We start from the raw sequence: 19,826 nt of genomic DNA, 5'->3' as shown, positions 1-19,826 counted from the left end.
AAAAATTAAGCAAGGCAATATTGAAAGCCTTTTTCCAACTCTTGATGGTCAAGATGCTTTCCAATAATAACAACCTCGCTTTTGCGCTTTTCATCCTTTGTCCATACATCACCTTCTGTACCTGCAAACAGCATATGCACTCCTTGAAACACCACTTTTTGCTCCATTTGTTTAATGGAAAGCACTCCTTTATAACGGTAGAGGCTTTCTCCTTTGATACGAACTAAGTAAGCAAACCATTTATTCACTTTGTCCAAATCAAGCGGGCGTTCATCTTGAAATACAAAGGATGTCACGTGATGATGATGGTGATGCGGTTCTGTCAGCAGTTCGGGATTAATGTTTAAGGCATAATCTAAATCAAACGATTTTTTTCCGATTAATTCTTTGGTATCTACGTTTCCATATGTCGTATAAAACTGATGGGCATTTGGATTCATATGCGTTAACTGTGCTTCCAGCTGCTTTCTTTCGTCTTCTGTAATCAAATCGGTCTTGTTCACAAGCAAAATATCGGCAAATGCAATCTGCTGCTCCGGCTCCTCTTCCTGCAAATGCTGCTCGATATGCTTCGCATCGACCATCGTGATTACGCTGTCGATTTCAAAGGTATCAGCCATCTGCTCATCCATCAAAAACGTTTGAATAACTGGAGCCGGATTCGCCATGCCCGTTGTTTCTATGACAACCCGGTCCACCTTTTCTTTCTGCTTCATTAAATCAGTTAGCAAGCTGATCAAATCACCGCGTACATTACAACAGATACAGCCGCTGTTAATTTCAACGATTTCTTCCTTTGTTCGTATCACTAATTGGCTATCAATCGATGTATCACCAAACTCATTAATGATCACAGCAGCCTTCTCATTGGGCATATCGTGCAGCAGTTTATTTAACAATGTTGTTTTCCCGGCTCCTAAAAACCCAGTTAGAATCGTTACAGGGATGGGGCTTTCTTGTGACAATGCGTTTCCTCCTTATCCATGAAAGAAAAAACAGCTTTCCGCCAAGTATCCGTTAAAAGCTGTTTTCTTTCCTATCTTATATCGTGTGGTACATGAAAATACAGCGTCAGCTTAGATGATACTGCTGCTTAGATAACTGCATGATTTGATTACCAGCTGGCTTTCTTCACGCCAGGAACTTGTCCTTTATGCGCATATTCTCTAAAAGCAATACGGGACATGTTGAATTTACGCATATATCCGCGTGGTCTGCCTGTAACCTCACAACGGCTTTTCAAACGGGTTGGTGAAGAATCCCGAGGCAGTTTACGAAGCGCTTCATAATCTCCTTTTGCTTTTAGCTCTCTTCTTAGCTCTGCATATTGTGCAACCATTTGCTGGCGTTTTTTCTCTTTTGCAACTTTTGACTTTTTAGCCATTTTACACTTTCTCCTTTCAATAGTACTCTTTATTTTGTATTTCTTAATAAATTTAAATCGTAACGATTACGAATGGAATTTATTATAAACTATTTTATTAAATATGTAAACAGTAATTATTACGTTTTAGTTTTTTTATCTGATAGCCTCAAAGGTTAACCCTACCTGTAATAAAAAATTTGTACAATAATTAATAGAAGGTTCCTGTTCCAGCTGCGAACATTAGAATCGTCAAAGTAAAAAACCATGGACACCTGCCCCCAAGTAGAGTCAGATATCCATGATTGATAAGCTGCTTTATTTCATTGTAACGCCGCCGTTCGCAGCAATAGACTGCACGATAACAAAGCTTGAGGATTAACTGCTTAGCCGTAATACCGCATCAGCAATTTCATCATCCTAACCTGCTGTTCGGATTCTCCTTCGCTCAACCTTGGAAATGCTTGAATTCCGACGAAGGATAGGATACGGCCACTCCTATTTCTATATAAATTTTTGATTCCCATGTCTTTTTTAAACAACCATCTATTTTAACAGCAATCTCTCCCAATTAGGAATAAGTGCAGAAAAAAAGAATCGGATTAACCTTTTCATAGTAATCCGATTCTCTCTCTATGCATGTTTCTCGCTATGAATTACTTCCACTAAATGTGACTCTGACTTTGTATGGCCATGGATATCACAATAATACACGACGGTTTTTATTTTATGAAAAACATCACAGGTGCGTGTTTCCCTGAGGAAATTTTTCCAATAAGTATATTCATGTGTGTCAACGTGGATTATTTCATAATTAGTGCTTGATATTTCCCAATTGTGTTCTATTTCATCCGTCGTCGTGTCTCCCTCAATAATTTCTGCTCCTGCTTTAGGCAACCCTATTGAGAAGTATAGAATAAGCGTAAGCCCTATTGTAAAAAAAACATTTCTCAATTTTATCAGCCCTTTTATCATTTTATTTAATTTAATAATTCTTCTATGTAATTTAACCAAGCAAATGAGAAATATACCCCTTATACGACAAAAATGGAGAGATGCCCGACACTGTAAAAACAGTATCATGATTATTTATGAATCTGTTTTTTTATAGAAAAGAATACCTCCGGCGGCTTGTTGCTGTTATCTCGTTAATGTCGGCTGTATAATTTTTGGCAGCTTTCGTGATACTTGTTTCTAAAGCAACCGTTAAAAAGTATTTAATAATTCTTATCTTCAAATCCCTCTCACAAATCACATAATATTCGTACTAATTCACTCAAAGCAGCAGTACCAAAAATCATTCGATAACGTTTTTCCAACCTAGAAAAAGATTTTACACAATACAGATGCAAAAATATTGTAATCATGCGGTACTCTTCTGGAGATGATTTTGCATTTGCTTTAGCTCAAGGGTTAGAAAGCTAATCCTAATCATTTATAAACCGTGATGTGGTTAGTTCACATCACGGTTTACTATAATTTCTAATATAGTTTTTTTATCTTCATCCATACAATATAGGAGATAGTAAACGTTGATTATTCTTCCTCTTCATTATCACTATCACCATCAGAACCCTCAGCTTCTTCGTCGTGATCTTCTTTGACTTCAAAATAGGAATCTAAAACACGTTCCCCAACTTTTAAGTTAATCTGATCTCCTTCACCAATTCCAACATGCGGTACAACTACTGCAAAAGCAATTTCCGGATCATCAAATGGTGCATAGCCGACTAAGGTTAAATTATTGAGGTCAAACCGCTCTCCATCAACAAATTCCGCTGACTCTGCTGTCCCTGTTTTTCCTGCCGGGTTATATGATTTATCATCGAAATAATCATTACCTGTTCCTTGTGACCCTTGATAGGAAAGACGAAACCCGTCCTGCACACGACTAATTTCATCATCTGTCATCTCAATTCGGTTCATCGTCGTTGTATTGGACGAATAATACAATGGGCCAAGCTCATCCATGGAAGCAACTGGATCACGGGCTTCCTTTAAGAAATGAGGCTGAACACGATAGCCATCATTCGCAATCGTGGATACATACTGAGCAAGCTGCATGGTCGTATACGTATCATACTGCCCGATGACAAAATCAAGCAGATTCCCTGGATTATCAGGAACCTGTCCTCTTAATCCAGTACTCTCATATGGAAAGTCCACTCCTGTAGTCGAACCGAGTCCGAATTGATTAAAATAATTTTGCAGGGTTTGCAACGTTTCACCCATGTTTATATCTAAATTGGCATTTCGCGGCATCGGATGACGATAGTCTCCCCCTAACCGCAAGGCAACATAGAACATATAAACGTTAGAGGACCTTTCCAGTGCAGTTAAATCATTTACCGTTCCCATATCTTGAACCGACCTTTTCACTTCCGATCCTGCCAGCCGCATCGGTGCATCGTTAAACGTTTCCCCGGGAGAAATAACTTCGGAATCATAACCTGCCAGAATTGTTGCCCCTTTAATACTGGAACCAGGCTCATGCGCGTTAGCCAACGCTGTAAACCCGGCATTATTATTATATTCATCATTCTCGGTATCATATTCTACACCAGAAGTGGCTAACAGTTCTCCCGTTTTCGGATTCATAACAACAGCATAGGCATTGGTTGCAAACCGATTTTCATATGGGCTGCTTGCTTTCATGGATTGAAATTCATCTAATAAAATATCATCCACTTCCTGCTGAAATTCTAAATCTGTCGTTAATACTAAATCTTTTCCCCGTTCGCCGTCCACAATCGTTTCTGAACCGATAATCGATCCATTTTGGCTTGTCGTATATTGGATTTGTTCTTTACGACCGCGAAGGAAATCTTCATATTGCTCCTCAAGTCCACTTGTACCAACACGATCGTTTCTGCTGTATCCCATTGTTAAGTAAGCATTCAAATCCTCTTCAGGAATACCTTCTTCCTGACTGGAGACGTTGCCTAGAATACTAGTTAACGTGTCTCCATTTGGATAAACGCGGTCCCAATCTGTACTGGCATTGATTCCAGGCAGTTCATCTAAATTTTCCGCTACAGCTGCATATTCCTCGGCTGTGACATCTTCATTTTTGACAACCTGCGGGGTTAAAGCATAGGCACTATCCAATTCTTTTTTTATCGCAATAATCTCTAATTCATCATCTGTAAAATCGGAAATTTCTTCATCTGTGATTAATTCCAGCGTGGCATCATATACCTCGGAATTCTCCATTTCTTCTGTATTGACCGTCTCTAGCCGCTCTTCTATCTCTTCCTCATGATGCAATAGATAATATTCTCTTCTATCTCTGTCTGTTATTCGATCGATGGTTTGTTCATCACCCATATCGATATATTGCGCCAGCTTTTCAGCTACTTCCAGACGCTCCTCTGCTTGCACATCATTCGAAGGTGTGTACGTAATAGAATACATTGCTTCATTATCTACAATAAGTTCTCCATTGGTATCATAGATTTTCCCCCGGGGTACGGGTACATTCGTTGTATCTAAATTCGTCCTCTGAATTTCATCTTGATACGATTCTCCATTTAAAATCTGAACAACACCTAACTGAAGTACGAGCGCAGAAAATAATAGGAAGATGGCAAAAAAGAGGATATTCATACGTATAGAGAGCGGGGCTCGTTTTTTCTTATTTTTTTTGTCTGCCACTTTTCCCCTCCTTGTTCTATTTCAAGTATATTATCAATATGATATCTTTCTTGAAATACTTTGTCAGCTGATTGAGCAACAAATTTAAAATAATTCATTCTGCTGATTATTCCCATTTCAGATTGTAAAGCTCAAGTAAGTACATATCAAGTTAACCAATCCGTTTTAATGTTTTCAGAAATTTCTTTTTAATATTGGTACGCTTTTTCATCTATTTAATACCTCTTTCCTTGTATAAATAAACCCTGTTTTATAAAAAATCCCTTTATAAGATATGAGGCAGTTATTTTTCTAACGAGAACCTGGCCTATGGACAATTCAGCAGCGTTTTTGCTCATCAGGGTTTAATGAATTCCGAAGGGCACCGTGAGAATATATTGCAGGATAACTTTGCTGAATTAGGAGTTGGTGTCGATTTTAATGATGACAATCAGCCATTTTTCACAGAGAATTTTTTAAATGATCAGTGGTTATACTAACGCCCAAACAGCTATTTAAAAGGGTGACATCCATTGGTTCTGGAAGAGAAGAAATATATTTACTTTGAATTTGCCTTTGCTCTTCTCTTCCTACATATAATGATAATAAATTATTAACGCATCTGCGTTATAAGCTTTCCTTACTAGAAGAATCGCCATATTTTAAAGCAAATACTTTGAAATTTTTACAGCCTCTCTTCTATCGGGATTTCCCATGACGAATTTATTTCTTCTCGATGGCAAATTACCTGCCCATCATTATAATAAATTATCTTCAAATGGCAAAACCTAAGGTAATATTACATTCTCCCGTATCATTCCCTATGTTTAAGAGGTGACAACACATGAATTTACAACAACTATTGAAAAATATTAGTAAACCGATGAGTATACCAAATATGATAATCAATAAAATAACAACAAATTCCAAATCTGCAGATAAAAATGACTTATTCATCGCTATAAAGGGATACAGTTTTAATGGTCATGATTTTATTAATCAGGCAATCAAGGCCGGTGCGGTTTGTATTATAGGAGAAGAAGACCTCCAAGAGTTATCCGTACCATATATTCGAGTTCCTGACAGCCGTCTGGCTTTAGCTGAAATAGCTTCTGAATTTTACGGAAACCCCGCAAAAGACAAAAAAATAATTGGTATCACCGGTACAAACGGGAAAACCACGACAGCTTATATGATAAAACATATTTTAGAGGATTCTGGTCATACATGTGCCATGTTTGGATCCGTAAACACGATAATCAATGGGGAAACGTATCCTTCGCTGAATACAACACCCGATGCGCTGAGCCTGCAAAAGCACCTGGCAATAAGTAAGGACGAATTTGTTATTATGGAGGTTTCTTCACATGGAATAGCGCAGGGCAGGATACATGGAATTGAATTTGATTTTGGTCTGTTTACCAATTTAGATCACGACCACCTTGATTATCATCACACGATGGAAGATTATTTCTTAACCAAAGCCAAAATGTTTGAAGCATTAAAAGACCATGGGTATGCGATTATCAACAACTATAATGAATGGGGAGCAAAGCTTAGCAGCATACTTCCATCCCGTAATTTCTCCTTAATTACTTTAGGGAATAAAGAAAGCGATGCGCTAAAGATAAATAAAATAACCCCTGGTTTTTCTGAAATCTCCTATAAAGGATGTAACCTTCCCCTTCAATTAACTATCCTGGGACAGCATAATACGTATAATGCGGCGATGGCATTCTTGACAGCCTCGCAAATAGGCGTCCCCATTCAGCAAATCATGAAATCATTACGTACATTCTCTGGTGTTCCCGGAAGATTTGAACTATTCAAGCGTTCAAATGGGACAACAATTGTTGTAGATTATGCCCATACTGCAGAAGCTTTTTCTAATTGTCTTACCACTGCTAAAATCGAGGGCGCCGAAAAAGTTTTTCATGTTTTTGGTTTTAGAGGAGACAGAGATTCCAGTAAAAGAAATAAAATGATAACTGTTTCTAAAAAACTGGCGGATGAAATCATTCTTACATTTGATGACTTAAATGGCGTCCCCTCTGCTGCTATGCTCCAAGAGCTCAATGAACTAAACGAAGGACAGGTTATTTCAGATCGCACCTTAGCTATACAGTATGCTATTGAAAAGGCAGCGGAAAAAGACTGGGTAATCATCACGGGGAAAGGAAATGAACGTTATCGCTTGGATTTCAGTTTGCCAGTGAGCTCCGATAGAGAAACTGTGGAGTATGTTTTGCAAAAAGAAGGGAAAAGGGTGTTAGAAAAGGAACATTTAAAACTGCGTAATTTATTAAAATAGCTGCGAATAAAGTGAAACCTCATTCCGCGAGGGTTAAAAAGAAAATCCCTGCTGAATAAGGTTTCACTTATCAATTTATGATTTAAAATGTTTCCTCCACAAAATCACTAATCACCCCTATCGCCGCTTTACTCCCTTCACTTGCAGCAATAATCAGCTGCGGCGGACCAGATGCATTATCTCCGCCGGCATAAATCCCTTTGATACTTGTCCGGCCTTGCGAATCTGTTTTAATTCCACCCATCTCGTTCAGCTCTAAACCCAGGCGCTCAGCAAAAGGGGCAGCCTGCTCCATTTTATAAGATATAAAACCTGCTTCTTTATACAATTCGTTTCCATTCTTAAATAAAATTGCTTTTAATTGCTCATTTTCTCCTTGCAATCGTAAAATTTCATCATCAATAACCTCGAATTGCTTTTGCTTCAAAATATCTCTTTCTTCAGCGGAGAAGCTTTCTTTGCCATTTGTGCAAATGACTATATCTTTATTCCAATTGGAAATCATTTTTATACCATGAAAAGAAAATTCTCCATCAGCAATATAAACCAGCGGAATGTCTTTTAGCTCCCACCCATCACAGAAAGGGCAGGCAAACAGGCTCTTTCCATAAAAATCATGGATTCCTTGGATATCAGGCAATACATCCTTCAGTCCTGTTGCCAGAATAATGGTTTTTGCTTCGTAATCCTTCCCTGCTTCTGTGTGAATGCGAAAAGGAGAAGCAGCCGAATCTATATCGGTCACCCGGTCTTTTTGAATCACTATATTCGGATACTTTTTTAAATCTGCATGGGCCGCTTCCCGAAACTCAGCTGGTTTTACACCATCTCTGGTAATAAAATTATGAGATTCCTGTGTGACAGCATTGCGCGGGGCATCATCATCCAATAAAATCACTTCTTTTTTTCCTCTGCCTAAAACAAGAGATGCATTTAACCCGGCAGGGCCTCCCCCGATAACAGCACAATCATATACCAATATAATCTCCTCCTTCGTTACGCAGGTTCTGTTTTGCGTAATTTTTATTAACTATATCGTAATGATTACGATTTATCAAGTAAGGAGATTCTTTCTTATCCATTCTTTGATTCAAGCAGAAGCTGATGAGATTCTTTTTTACTTCAATCTGTACTATATGTAAAATAAAAGAACCTATAGAAAAATATCCCATCATCTATAGATTCTACTTATTTTTATATTTCATTTCTAAATTCGTTATTAAGAGCTCAGTACCTTAATCCCTTTAACAATATTCCAGATAAAATAATACACATCAATGATAAAACACACAGCTATCGCAATTATCATTGCAATAAATAATCTGCCGCTTACTTCATCTGTCCAAACTTGTCCGATGCCAATTGAAAAGATAATGATTCCTGCAATAATGGTTGCGATAATTGGAATAAGATGTGTCCATAAGGCTTTCTTCGCGTGCCCTTTTGTTTCCTCATCTCCAAGAATCCATACCAAAATCGGAAATAAAAATGGCGCAAAAAAGATACTAAAATAACATAATGATGATAATAATTTATTCCCTTCCATCCAATAAACTCCTTCAATATTCTCTAATAATAAGGAAGTTATTTTATCATTTCCTTCCTCAAAAATACACCCTCTTTTAATGATAAAAGGGTGTATGTAAACAATAAATTATTTAAAAGTTTTCTGCCACGTAATCACTGAGTACACTTATCGCCGCTTTGCTTCCTTCAGCCGCAGCTACAATCTGTTGAGGCAGACCGCCAGCATTATCTCCTGCAGCATATACACCTTTCCTGCTTGTGCGTCCATAGGGATCTATTCTAATTCCCCCCGCGCCATTGGATTCTAAACCCAGACGCCCGGCAAATGGTGCAGCCTGCTGTAATTTATACGAAATAAACCCGGCTTCGCGACGGAGTTCCTTCCCATTCTTAAATTGAATGCTTTTTAATTGCCCGCCTTCTCCTTGCAGCCGCAAAATTTCGTCTTCTAAAACCGGAATATTCTTTTGTGCTAGGATAGCTTTTTCCTCTGGAGATATACTATCCTTCCCATTTGTGCAAACAACAATATCCTTGCTCCAATTCGAAACCATTTTCACACTGTTAAAAGCATGTGGATATGCAGCAATATAAACCAATGGAAGATCTTTCAGCTCCCACCCATCACAGTACGGGCATCCAAAAAGACTTGTTCCGTAAAATTGTTGGATACCTTCTATCTCAGGAAGAATATCTTTTAATCCCGTTGCCAAAATAATTCTTTGCGCATCAAAGACCTGCCCTCTCCCTGTTTGAATCTGAAAATAAGAGGCAGCAGGAACAATATCAACCACTTGATTTCTTTCAACGGAAACCGTTGGATATTTATTTAAATCTTCATAAGCCGCTTTTTTAAATGCTGCTGGATGAATCCCATCTCTGGTAATAAAATTATGAGATTCCTGTGTTATGGCATTACGAGGTGTATCGTCATCAAATAAAATAATTTCTTTTCTACCCCTGCCTAAAACAAGTGATGCATTTAATCCGGCAGGTCCTCCTCCAATAACTGCGCAATCATACAACATGATGATTTCCTCCTTTTTACTGCAGGATGAAATTTCGTAATGATGAATTTACTATAAAGGAATCCATGTGCTTTATCAAGATGGAAGTCGATATAATTCACATCATAGGAAAATGAAACCACTTCGAATAATTCACTGTTATCCACAAAGCTTCTCTGCTTGAATTAGATTTACATTTTTATTCCAAAAAAACACTTGAAAAAGGATTCGCTTCTTCAAGTGTTTTTCCATTATATGTAATTTTATTTTTTGGCATGACTGTATTTAATAGTATACATCAACGAAATATATAAGTCTATTTTTTTCTTAATTTCATTGCTAAAATGAACAAGACATTCAGTTAAGGGGGATTCGCAATGGCATTTGAGGAAGAAAAAAAGGAATTACATGAAACCTTATCAATTATCAACAAGCAATATGAACGTTTAGCCGAAATACCGGAATATATCGGCGATGATTTCACAGAAAACGTATTGGAAGGCAGCCGGCAGCGTGTAAGAGAATCTCTGACGATTGCTAAAAAGGAACCCTATTTTGCCCGTCTTGATTTTAAAGAAGAAGAAAAGGAGGAAGTGAAAGCCACCTATATCGGGAAAGCCGGTGTTTTTGATGAGCACACCGGAGATGTTCTGATTACGGATTGGCGTGCCCCGATAGCCAGCCTGTTCTATGGCTTTAGCGGGAGTGAGGATGACGTCTATTATCTTTCACCAGACGGCATCGTAGAAGGTGAAATTTATTTAAAAAGAAATATCGTCACTTACAATCAGGAGCTTCAAAGAGTGGTAGACCGCTATATTCGTGGAGAGCAGGAGGCTTCCGGAGGAGATGAATTCTTATTATATAAGCTGGAAGACCAAAAGGATAACAGACTTCGTGATATTGTTGCGACCATCCAAGGAGAGCAGAATGAAATCATCCGTTATCCTTTAAACAAGGCTGTTATCATCCAAGGTGTTGCCGGAAGCGGAAAAACCACTGTGGCACTGCACCGATTAGCTTATTTATTATATGAATACCGGGAGCAATTAACGGCGCACCGGATGATTATTTTTGCACCGAATACCATCTTTCTTGATTATATTTCACAAGTATTGCCGGAATTAGGGGTCGGAGATATTGTCCAGACCACCTTTCCAAAGTGGGTCATGACCTCCATTATCGATGATCCGAAATGTAAGCTGGAATCTCTCAGTGAAAGAAGGAAGGCTTTTTTTGAATCCGGCACAGCAGAACAGAATAATTGGAAAGGCTCTTTAGAATTCCAGCAGCAAATCAGGGAGCAGTTATCGCAACTAGAAAAGGATTGGATCCCGGAAGAAGATTTTATTCCCTGGGAAAATAAAAAAGGTGTTCCCTTAGAACAAATTAACACTTGGATTGAAGCTGATTTTAAAGGCAATCCAGCCACTAAAAAATATGATAGGCTTAAAGCAAAATTAACACGGTGGATAGAAATAGAAGCTAAGATGTATGAAGAGAAAAAAGAACAGGAGCAAGCCCGTAAAGACGGCAAAAAGGAATTAAGAAGATATTTAAGGAAATGGAAAAAAAGAAAACCTTATGAACTGTACGCACAAATCTTAAAAAAGATGGAAAGAACAGACCTTTTGCCGCCTAAGGATAAAATAACTTTAGATGACCTGGCTCCCCTGCTCGATATTCATGATTATTGGTATGGAATTGAAAGAGACGAGCGATTTGATCATGTGGTGATTGATGAAGCACAGGATTTTTCGCCCTATCAGGTTTCTGTATTGCATGCACGGACTAAAACAGCGTCATTTACGATATTAGGAGATTTAGCACAAGGTATTCACAGCAACGAAGGAATTGACGAGTGGGAAAACTTTATTGACCTTTTCGGCACATCCCGCTCGAAATTCTTCCAAATGACAAAAAGCTACCGCTCCACGTATGAGATTATTGCGTTTTCCAACACCATTCTCCGTCATCTTGCCAATCGTCCGGCCTATGCAGAACCGGTATTTCGAAGCGGTGAGGAGGTACAGATCCAACAAGTAGATACAGAGGAAAAATTAGAGAAAATCACAAGCTGGATACATGATATGAAAAATAAAGAGATGAAGACCATTGCAGTTATTTTAAGATCGGAAGCTGATTGTAATGCGGTTTATCCAAAGCTAAAAGAAAAGATTCCAGAGTTAACCATGATTACTACCGAGGATAAGTCGTACGAAGGAGGCATTTCCTTATTGCCTGTATATGTATCTAAAGGACTGGAATTTGATACGGTATTAATGGTCGATGTTGATGAAACGCGTTATCCAGTGACAGAGCAAACCGCAAAATTATTATATGTTGGCTGTACCAGAGCGCTGCATCATTTATCCGTTATTCACAGCGGAAATGCATCGAAGCTGATTTCTAATGTATAAATATTGAATTAGACAGAGATGAAAAGCAATTCATTTGGCTGGTGGAAGTTGCTTTTTATTTCAGTATAAAAAGTGAGCAGTTTGAAATATAACCTGCTCACTTTTTTTATACTATAGCATGCGGATTACTTATTCTTCTTTTCCTTGCTTGCCTGCAAGCTTTTTAATCTCTGCTTCGCTGTACTCTGTAATTTCTGCTACTTCGCTGATAGACATGCCCTTTTTTATCAATTTTAAAACGATTTCTTGCTTTCCTTTCTCTATGCCTTCTTCTATCCCTTCCTCTTTTCCTCTCTCAAAATAAGAATTCGGCAGCTGTAAAACCATGTCTTTTTCCTCCTCCGGCAAGTTCTCCATTTGCTCCATCATTTGTGCCGGGTTGATTTGCATACGGGTGATCATGCGCAGAAACTCCAGCTTCACCTGAACCCTCTCATGCTCTTCATATCCCATCTGACTGAGCAAGGCTGCGGCGGCCGGGTTGTCTGATTGAATATATGCTTTCCAGTTTTTCTTGATTAAGTGTAATTGTAAAAAGTTAAATTGAAGGACGTCTTGGGTGGGGGGATCGATTCTGAATTGCGTCGGTTCTTCTTTTTCCCTATTATAACTCAAAACAGCGATGGGTTTGCGGTGTTTGGCGTAAAGGTAAGAAAAATAGAGAAACATTCTTTCGGGAAAATTTGCTTCATGAGTTGATTGCGCTTCGGTATAAATATGGAGTATTTTGTCTTCGTGGTTCAGCTTTACTGCTGCGAGAACGTCAATTTCTTTCTTGCGGCCATTGATGTAGTCCAGATACACTTCTTGTTCGATAAAGTGAAACTTCATTCAGCGGTATTCTGAATGGGACTGCGACTACTCGCCCCATCAAAACCGCTGTTAGTTGAACCAATCGGGCCGTTACTGGCTGTTAGACCTTCCACTTTGAAATAACAGATTTTCTTATTTTTGATGTGGAAGTCTTACAAAAGCACTTCGGTGGGACGAGTAACCGCAGTCCCAGCCAGTTACACTGCGGGGAAGGTGACCTTGGAGAAATCAATGTGAGGGTGAAGATTGGGGAAAAAAGCTTCGATAAATTCTTCAAAAAACTCTTGTATCAGCTTTTTTTTCAGCCGATCATGCTTCATGTAGTCTGCTTTTTTTTCTAGAATTAATGGTACTGTGAACAATAGACTTGAAATAAGCAGCAGAAATATAAATCCACCTACTCCGGCTGCATAGGTGGATTTATATTTCTGCTGCATTTTATCAGCCTACAAAAGCGACACCATAATATGTCAAAACTGCAATAACAATCCCATATACCAAAATACTTGCACCAGCGGATATGAATAACTTCACTTTATTCATCCCTATTCCATTGGCAATCACTGCAACAGCCCATGAACCAATGATCGGTGTCAGCAACACAACAACTAATGGTCCTTGCTTTTCGATACGATATTTATATTTGCTGTTTGCTAATTTATCCAGCCATTTCTTAATACGTTCTGATTTTGCAAGAAGCTGATAGAAAAAAGCAATGAACGGGACCGGAAGAAAATTCCCAAAACTGGACCAGATAATGGAAGAAACCGCATCTAATCCCATCACCATCGTAGCTGGAATTGCAATATATATTTCAAACATTGGAAAGAACCCAATAAACCATGCAGTAGCCGCTAAGCTCAAATAATTAAACATAAATTATACTCTCCTCTTTCTTTACACTACATTTTCTTTATTCCTATAGTATAATATAAAGTATATGGTTACCGTATACTCAAGCGTAAAGTTGGTGATGAAATGGATTCTTCCAAAAAAATGATGACAACTGGAGAATTTGCAGATTTATGTGAGGTCAAAAAGCAAACGCTATTCCATTATGATGAAATTGGTCTGTTAGAACCGGAATACAAAAATGAAAATGGATACCGTTATTACACGATTCAACAAGCTGAGGCTTATAGCGTGATTGATATGTTAAAAGAAATCGGAATGTCTTTGGCGGAAATCAAAGACTTTTTACATTCCAAAAACACAAAGAAGATTACTGATTTATTAACGGAAAAAGAAAAACTGGTGGATATAAAAATACGGAAAATGCAGCGTATCCAGCACCTCATTAAAAATCAGAAAAGGCAAATGGAAGAAGCATCACAATTAGACCTTGATCAATTTACTATCGAGGATATGAAGGTAGAACAGATTGTATTAAGTGAAAATATTTTAAATTATTCTCATAAAGACATCACAAAAATGGTTATATCGTTTATGAAATATGTAAAACAAGGCGAAATCAATGTGGAAAATTGGGGTGCTCTTATTCGCCACGAACAAATAGAAACAGGAGATTATTTAAATTATTCCTATTTCTATTTACGTGAGAACCAGCTTCATTTAACAAAGACATTTGAGAAAAAAGCTGGAAAATATGTCATTGGCTATCATAAAGGAAGCTATATGCATACGTATCAAACATATGAACAAATAAAAGATTATTTGAATGAGACAGGATATCGTATTTGTGGTGACAGCTTTGAAGAGTATCTCTACCTAATGGATGGAAGCAGCTTGAATGTAAGTGCAAATTACGTAATTAAAATAATGATTGAGGTAGAAGAAAATAACTGAGCGACTTTGCTTGCTGTATATATGTTTAATATGAGTTATATTGATAAACCAATACACTCATCGTCTTTATACTAATAGAAAACACGGCCCCATCAGTCCCTCTAGACTGCGAGGGTCAATTAGAATAGCCCCTTTAAATTCACATAATCCAGCTTCTACAATTGCTCAACATATTGCCGTCCTAATATCCTCGCTATATTCAAGCTAATCGGTCAGCACAAAAAATTCGTTTCACACTTTCTCTTTCCCTTCTGCCATGACCGACATAACATTATCCAGCAAATCCCTCAGCTTTTTCATTTCCGGCACTGCATTGCAAAGATAGTAATAATTCTTTGTTCCCTCCCGGCGGATATCAACGATTCCAATTTGTTTCAAAATCTTTAAATGATGTGATACAGCTGGTCGTGACAGCTTCGTTGCTTCTGTTAAATCAATTACACGAAGCCCTTGGCATCCATTGCAAGCATGGTCATTCAATAAAGCAACAATGATAATTTGTCTTTTTTCATCCCCTAAAGCGATAAGAAAATCCTTTACTTCATCAAATTCATTCTTTAAATTCTCTATTTTATTTGTTTTCATATACATCCTCGTTTCATTTGAATAATCAATCGTTCAAATTATTAAACCATTAAATTTTTATTACGTCAATAGCATGGATTCGTTGTGCATAATTAGAAAATGATCTTTGAAGTTACTTTTCATTTGATTAGTTGACATTTTTTAAAAATCAAGCTATCATACATTATTAGTTCAAACGTTTAAATGTTTAAACCATTATTCTAATAAGGAGATTTATCAAATGAAAAAACATATGAAAGCAATGCTTATTCATAAATATGGACAAAAAAATATGCAATTGGAGAATGTTCCTATTCCTGAAATATCTGATGATGATGTATTAGTAGAAATTCACGCTGCGAGTATTAATCCGGTTGATTTCAAAATTAGAGACGGAAAATTAAAGCCGCTCATCAACTATAAAATGCCATTGATTCTTGGAAATGATTTTTCCGGAACAGTCCTCAAAACCGGGAAAAATGTAACGAAATTTAAAGCTGGGGATTCTGTTTATGGACGTCCAAGAAAATCAAGGATCGGTACTTTTGCTGAATATATTGCTATTCATGAAGATGATATTGCACTCAAACCAGAAAACGTAACATTTGAAGAAGCAGCGTCCGTACCATTAGTCGGGTTAACTACCTATCAGGCATTTCATGAGATATTAAATCTTAAGCCGAAAGACAAAATTTTGATTCAGGCAGGCTCTGGCGGAATTGGAACCTTTGCGATTCAATTAGCTAAAGAGATGGGAGCTTACGTCGCTACAACCGCAAGTAGTGCCGGGAAAGATTTAGTAGAGAGCCTGGGTGCAGATAAGGTCATAAATTATCGGGAAGAAAATTTTGAAGAAGTATTAGCTGATTATGATTACGTATATGATACCTTAGGCGGCGATGCTCTAGTTAATTCGTTTCAAATCCTGAAAGCCGGCGGAAAAATTGTATCAATCTCCGACCTCCCAAATGGCCGCTTTGGAAAAGAGAATAATTATCCTTTTTGGAAAACAATCGCTTTTAGATTGATTTCAAGGAAATTAACAAAATTAGAAAAGCAATATCAAGTGCAATATAACTTTTTATTCATGAAGCCCAGCGGCGAGCAATTAAATAAAATCAAAGAACTTATCGAGGCTGAAAAAATCAAACCATTCATTGATCGGGTTATTCCTTTTGAAGATGTACAAAAAGCAATGGAATATTCCGAATCAGGCAGGGCAAAAGGTAAAATTGTTATTAAAATCAAGTGACTTGTTCTTGATGTATGTTTTAATTATATCTTTCTCTCTTTAACCAGCACGGCAGAAGCTTTTTCAATAAGGTGATGCCCTGCTGATTAGCTTTTTCATATTAGAAGGTATATACGAACCGAACTAATTGAAAAAACATAAAACTATTATTCCACTCTTTACTTCCAGCCCAAATTCATTTATTATATATCTAAATAATATATATCAAAAAGATATAAGGTGAGATAAATGCAAAAATATAATGACAGCACATACGCCATACTTGGCATTTTAACCACAAACTGTCGTTCAGGCTACGAAATAAAACAGTTTATTGATAATAGCCTGAATCATTTTTGGAAAATTAGCTATGGACAAATCTATCCGACATTAAAGCGGCTGGAAGAAGAAGGTTTAGCTACCGTTCAAACATTAGTACAAGAAGGAAAACCAGAGCGCAAGGAATATTTTCTGACAGAGAAAGGCAAAGATGTTTTAAAAAATTGGCTGGAGCAGCCGTTAACGCAATTGCCAGTCGAGCGGAATGAAGTATTGCTGAAGCTGTTTTTTGGCAGGCATCAGACAAAGGAACAAAGTCTCTATCTGTTAGCGGATTATAAGCAAAAGCTAGAGAAGCTGTATCAAACATATGAAGGAATTGAAGAAGGTATTTCCCGCCATAACACGAATCATCAGGATGCAAAATATTGGCTGTTTACTTTAGATTATGGAAAACGTGTGACGGAAGCTGCTATCGCATGGTGTGAGGCCACAATTAAGGAACTCTAATTTTTAAGGAGGAATCATCCATGGGTAAAAAAATCTACTCTGGCAGGTATACTACGGAAAATGATCAGGATGTTGTTGTTTTTATTATTGGGATGCGTATTAATAAACGGCTCGCGGTCCGGAAGTGGGGACCTGTGTTTACAGCCATGCCCGGTATGATTAAAGAATTGTATGAAAACCAAGAGGAATTAGGGTTTCTTTCCATGGAAAGCTATTTTGGTCTGCGCACTACCATCATGGTTCAATACTGGCGTTCTACAGAGGATTTGCTCGCTTATGCCAAAGGAAAAAAACATTTGAAAGCATGGCAGAATTTCAACAAGAAAGTTGGGGAAAATGATGCTGTCGGCTTCTATCATGAAACCTATCAGATAAAAGCCGGGAGTTATGAATCTGTCTATCGAAATATGCCCTTATTCGGCATGGGAAATGCGAAAAAGCATATTCCTATCACAGCACAGCATAATTCGGCACGTAAACGGCTGCAAGGCGTAAAATTAAACTAATTCCGTTTCTTTTCCCTTCACAAAAAGAGGCTGGGACATAACTAGCCAAAAATAATGAAAAGATGGATTTCACATCGGATTTTAATGTGAAATCCATCTTTTTTTGAAATCATTGATAGGTAGGTACATAAAAAGCGGCTAGAGGCAGCGTATCTTCTCAGATTCACTGCCATTAAGGCGAATCCCAATTCATTTTCCACTTTGGGTTTTCCTCGTACAGAGAAACGAGTGAAACCCAAATTAGCCTTCAAGAATCCAAAGAAAGGCTCTACATCTATTTTACGTTTTCCGTAAAGCTTGCCCATTTCTTCATCTGAAAGCTGTTCTCGTATCGTCTTCTTTTGTGCTTCCCATTTTTCATTATAAAATATTTTTCGGTTGTTGCCTTCCTTTGCTTTGGTACATTGCTCTCGTAAAGGACAGCCTGTACAATCTTCACATTCATAGACCTTAAATTGTCGCTGGTAACCATACTTATCTGTCCGCTTGGCATCATAACGATAGGTAACAGCTTGTCCGTTTGGACAAGTAAAGGCATCTTGTTTGGCATCATAATCCCAGTTGGCGGTGTTAAAAGGATTGTTTTTATATTTTTTCTTCTTCTCCTTACGATACATATTGTAAGTGATAAGGGCAGTTCGTAATCGTTCCAGGGTGACATTTTCTATATTCTGTTCACTTCCATAAGCTGCATCTGCTACGAGGAAATCAGGCAACGCAAAATAATCCTTTTCTATCCGATCTAAAAAAGGAATCCATGTTCGTGTGTCCGTAGGGTTCGGAAAAATATCATAGGCTAATGCGTAACGTCCTTCCGTTGCCAATTGCACATTATAAGCAGCTTTCAACTGCCCATTCTTCATATGATCATCTTTCAACCGCATAAAGGTGGCGTCATGATCCGTCTTAGAATAGCTGTTACGTTCTTCTAAAATCTCCAATGCTTCTTCATATTTTTCTTTACGGCGAATGAAATCGTGTACCTTTTTTAAGGCTTGTTTTGGTTGCTTTCGTTCCGAACGCAAAACTTTTCGGTCTTGTGCTTCTTCCCTTGATTCGATTTGTTCCGTATAGGTTTGGACAGACTTATCCAAATCCGTTGCCATCTGTTGAAGTTCCTTTGTCGTTAGAGCCTCAGGGCTTTCCCGTTCGATTTCTGGAATAATTTCTTTTTCTACCAGTTCTTCATAGAGTGCATTCGATTTCTTGATAAGGTTTGCTTGATAGCGTTCAATCGATTTTCGCCAGACAAACGTGAATTTATTGGCATTGGCTTCGATTTTGGTTCCATCGATAAAGATAGCCTCTGCATCAATCAACTCTTTTTCCACCAGCTGACAACGAAACTGAACGAAGCACTGACGCAATAGTTCTTTTACTTCCGGATTCACACGAAAACGGTTGATGGTACGATAGCTGGGCTCATATCCTTGCGCAAGCCACATCATCCGCACACTGTCTTTTAATAATCCTTCGATTTTTCGGCCAGAGAACACTGACTGGGTATAAGCACATAAAATAATTTTCATCATCATACGCGGATGATAGGCTGGACAGCCTGTCTGACGGATAAAACCGGTGAAAGCTTCTTCTGGAATCTGTTCAATAAATTCATGGACTGTATAAGCTATATCATTTTCTTGTAATTTCATCTCGAAATCTAATGGCAAAACGATTTGATTTACGTTATAATATTTATACATAAGGATACCTCGATTCTGTTTTTGTAGTGGTACTTTAACTTTATCAGAAGGTATCCTTTTTTTGTACATTTATTTCATTTTTTTTATCCAATTAAAAAAGTGACTTCCTACTTGCCTTAGTAGAAAGTCACTTTTTCTGTTTTTACTGGGTTT

At 37.8% G+C, this 19,826-nt stretch carries 17 protein-coding genes and 1 pseudogene; 7 read left to right on the top strand and 11 right to left on the bottom strand.

The window, feature by feature from the left end; translation table 11 throughout:
* Positions 1-5: 5 nt before the first annotated feature.
* The 3 genes from BN997_RS12945 to BN997_RS12930 all read right to left on the bottom strand — a co-directional run bounded on the left by BN997_RS12945 (position 6) and on the right by BN997_RS12930 (position 5,017).
* Positions 6-965 (bottom strand): CobW family GTP-binding protein, encoded by a 960-nt coding sequence (locus tag BN997_RS12945; RefSeq protein WP_042532808.1) that lies wholly within the window; start codon positions 963-965, stop codon positions 6-8.
* 149 nt (positions 966-1,114) lie between these two features.
* Positions 1,115-1,384: a 30S ribosomal protein S14 gene (rpsN, locus tag BN997_RS12940; protein WP_040984215.1), complete on the bottom strand. Its 270-nt coding sequence runs from the start codon at positions 1,382-1,384 to the stop codon at positions 1,115-1,117.
* A gap of 1,515 nt (positions 1,385-2,899) precedes the next feature.
* Positions 2,900-5,017, bottom strand: a complete 2,118-nt coding sequence (locus BN997_RS12930) for a peptidoglycan D,D-transpeptidase FtsI family protein (protein ID WP_338112891.1) — start codon at positions 5,015-5,017, stop codon at positions 2,900-2,902.
* A gap of 290 nt (positions 5,018-5,307) precedes the next feature.
* On the opposite strand from BN997_RS12930, the pseudogene BN997_RS22590 reads away from it, so the two are divergent.
* Both BN997_RS22590 and BN997_RS12925 read left to right on the top strand, forming a co-directional pair.
* Positions 5,308-5,496 (top strand): annotated as a pseudogene (locus BN997_RS22590) (CAP domain-containing protein); the annotation flags it as partial.
* 344 nt (positions 5,497-5,840) lie between these two features.
* Positions 5,841-7,307, top strand: coding sequence for a UDP-N-acetylmuramoyl-L-alanyl-D-glutamate--2,6-diaminopimelate ligase (locus tag BN997_RS12925; RefSeq protein WP_042532807.1), 1,467 nt, complete (start codon positions 5,841-5,843; stop codon positions 7,305-7,307).
* A gap of 82 nt (positions 7,308-7,389) precedes the next feature.
* On the opposite strand, the gene BN997_RS12920 is transcribed toward BN997_RS12925, so the two are convergent.
* The 3 genes from BN997_RS12920 to BN997_RS12905 form a co-directional block, all read right to left on the bottom strand.
* Positions 7,390-8,286 carry an NAD(P)/FAD-dependent oxidoreductase gene (locus BN997_RS12920; protein WP_042532806.1) on the bottom strand — a complete coding sequence of 299 codons (897 nt, stop codon included), beginning with the start codon at positions 8,284-8,286 and terminating at the stop codon, positions 7,390-7,392.
* A gap of 240 nt (positions 8,287-8,526) precedes the next feature.
* Positions 8,527-8,853, bottom strand: coding sequence for a magnetosome magnetite crystal formation protein family (locus BN997_RS12910; protein ID WP_042532802.1), 327 nt, complete (start codon positions 8,851-8,853; stop codon positions 8,527-8,529).
* A 112-nt stretch (positions 8,854-8,965) separates the two neighbouring features.
* Positions 8,966-9,862 (bottom strand): NAD(P)/FAD-dependent oxidoreductase, encoded by an 897-nt coding sequence (locus BN997_RS12905; protein ID WP_042532800.1) that lies wholly within the window; start codon positions 9,860-9,862, stop codon positions 8,966-8,968.
* A 356-nt stretch (positions 9,863-10,218) separates the two neighbouring features.
* Here BN997_RS12905 and BN997_RS12900 point away from each other — a divergent pair, with 356 nt between their 5' ends.
* Entirely contained in the window at positions 10,219-12,261 is a 2,043-nt protein-coding gene (locus BN997_RS12900) for a HelD family protein (protein ID WP_042532798.1), read from the top strand.
* 129 nt (positions 12,262-12,390) lie between these two features.
* Here BN997_RS12900 and BN997_RS12895 read toward each other — a convergent pair whose 3' ends face one another.
* The 3 genes from BN997_RS12895 to BN997_RS12885 form a co-directional block, all read right to left on the bottom strand.
* Positions 12,391-13,092 (bottom strand): Rpn family recombination-promoting nuclease/putative transposase, encoded by a 702-nt coding sequence (locus tag BN997_RS12895; protein WP_052485010.1) that lies wholly within the window; start codon positions 13,090-13,092, stop codon positions 12,391-12,393.
* 179 nt (positions 13,093-13,271) lie between these two features.
* Complete coding sequence (locus BN997_RS12890) at positions 13,272-13,511, bottom strand: hypothetical protein (protein ID WP_042532796.1); 240 nt, start codon at positions 13,509-13,511, stop codon at positions 13,272-13,274.
* A gap of 4 nt (positions 13,512-13,515) precedes the next feature.
* Positions 13,516-13,950 carry a small multi-drug export protein gene (locus BN997_RS12885; RefSeq protein WP_042532794.1) on the bottom strand — a complete coding sequence of 145 codons (435 nt, stop codon included), beginning with the start codon at positions 13,948-13,950 and terminating at the stop codon, positions 13,516-13,518.
* Positions 13,951-14,052: 102 nt separating this feature from the next.
* Between BN997_RS12885 and BN997_RS12880 the strand changes: the two genes are divergently transcribed.
* Positions 14,053-14,880 carry a MerR family transcriptional regulator gene (locus tag BN997_RS12880; RefSeq protein WP_042532792.1) on the top strand — a complete coding sequence of 276 codons (828 nt, stop codon included), beginning with the start codon at positions 14,053-14,055 and terminating at the stop codon, positions 14,878-14,880.
* A gap of 231 nt (positions 14,881-15,111) precedes the next feature.
* Here BN997_RS12880 and BN997_RS12875 read toward each other — a convergent pair whose 3' ends face one another.
* A complete protein-coding gene (locus BN997_RS12875; protein WP_042532789.1) occupies positions 15,112-15,465 on the bottom strand; it encodes an ArsR/SmtB family transcription factor in 354 nt (117 codons plus the stop codon).
* A gap of 232 nt (positions 15,466-15,697) precedes the next feature.
* Here BN997_RS12875 and BN997_RS12870 point away from each other — a divergent pair, with 232 nt between their 5' ends.
* The 3 genes from BN997_RS12870 to BN997_RS12860 all read left to right on the top strand — a co-directional run bounded on the left by BN997_RS12870 (position 15,698) and on the right by BN997_RS12860 (position 17,970).
* Positions 15,698-16,696: an NADP-dependent oxidoreductase gene (locus tag BN997_RS12870; protein ID WP_042536103.1), complete on the top strand. Its 999-nt coding sequence runs from the start codon at positions 15,698-15,700 to the stop codon at positions 16,694-16,696.
* A 228-nt stretch (positions 16,697-16,924) separates the two neighbouring features.
* On the top strand, positions 16,925-17,464 hold the full coding sequence (locus BN997_RS12865) for a PadR family transcriptional regulator (RefSeq protein WP_042532788.1): 540 nt from the start codon (positions 16,925-16,927) through the stop codon (positions 17,462-17,464).
* A gap of 20 nt (positions 17,465-17,484) precedes the next feature.
* The gene (locus BN997_RS12860; protein WP_042532786.1) at positions 17,485-17,970 is read left to right on the top strand and encodes a DUF4188 domain-containing protein; all 486 of its coding nucleotides are present in this window, start codon (positions 17,485-17,487) and stop codon (positions 17,968-17,970) included.
* A 41-nt stretch (positions 17,971-18,011) separates the two neighbouring features.
* On the opposite strand, the gene BN997_RS12855 is transcribed toward BN997_RS12860, so the two are convergent.
* Positions 18,012-19,673 (bottom strand): IS1182 family transposase, encoded by a 1,662-nt coding sequence (locus BN997_RS12855; protein WP_084612884.1) that lies wholly within the window; start codon positions 19,671-19,673, stop codon positions 18,012-18,014.
* Positions 19,674-19,826: the final 153 nt, after the last annotated feature.

This window comes from Oceanobacillus oncorhynchi (genome assembly GCF_000821065.1).
Classification (GTDB): domain Bacteria; phylum Bacillota; class Bacilli; order Bacillales; family Amphibacillaceae; genus Oceanobacillus; species Oceanobacillus oncorhynchi.
This window is presented reverse-complemented; position numbering and strand designations above follow the sequence as displayed.

Coding starts and splice junctions, on each gene's coding strand:
- rpsN (WP_040984215.1), bottom strand. CDS start 1,384: ATGGCTAAAAAGTCAAAAGTTGCAAAAGAGAAAAAACGCCAGCAAATG.
- BN997_RS12925 (WP_042532807.1), top strand. CDS start 5,841: ATGAATTTACAACAACTATTGAAAAATATTAGTAAACCGATGAGTATA.
- BN997_RS12910 (WP_042532802.1), bottom strand. CDS start 8,853: ATGGAAGGGAATAAATTATTATCATCATTATGTTATTTTAGTATCTTT.
- BN997_RS12905 (WP_042532800.1), bottom strand. CDS start 9,862: ATGTTGTATGATTGCGCAGTTATTGGAGGAGGACCTGCCGGATTAAAT.
- BN997_RS12900 (WP_042532798.1), top strand. CDS start 10,219: ATGGCATTTGAGGAAGAAAAAAAGGAATTACATGAAACCTTATCAATT.
- BN997_RS12895 (WP_052485010.1), bottom strand. CDS start 13,092: ATGAAGTTTCACTTTATCGAACAAGAAGTGTATCTGGACTACATCAAT.
- BN997_RS12890 (WP_042532796.1), bottom strand. CDS start 13,511: ATGCAGCAGAAATATAAATCCACCTATGCAGCCGGAGTAGGTGGATTT.
- BN997_RS12885 (WP_042532794.1), bottom strand. CDS start 13,950: ATGTTTAATTATTTGAGCTTAGCGGCTACTGCATGGTTTATTGGGTTC.
- BN997_RS12880 (WP_042532792.1), top strand. CDS start 14,053: ATGGATTCTTCCAAAAAAATGATGACAACTGGAGAATTTGCAGATTTA.
- BN997_RS12875 (WP_042532789.1), bottom strand. CDS start 15,465: ATGAAAACAAATAAAATAGAGAATTTAAAGAATGAATTTGATGAAGTA.
- BN997_RS12870 (WP_042536103.1), top strand. CDS start 15,698: ATGAAAGCAATGCTTATTCATAAATATGGACAAAAAAATATGCAATTG.
- BN997_RS12865 (WP_042532788.1), top strand. CDS start 16,925: ATGCAAAAATATAATGACAGCACATACGCCATACTTGGCATTTTAACC.
- BN997_RS12860 (WP_042532786.1), top strand. CDS start 17,485: ATGGGTAAAAAAATCTACTCTGGCAGGTATACTACGGAAAATGATCAG.
- BN997_RS12855 (WP_084612884.1), bottom strand. CDS start 19,673: ATGTATAAATATTATAACGTAAATCAAATCGTTTTGCCATTAGATTTC.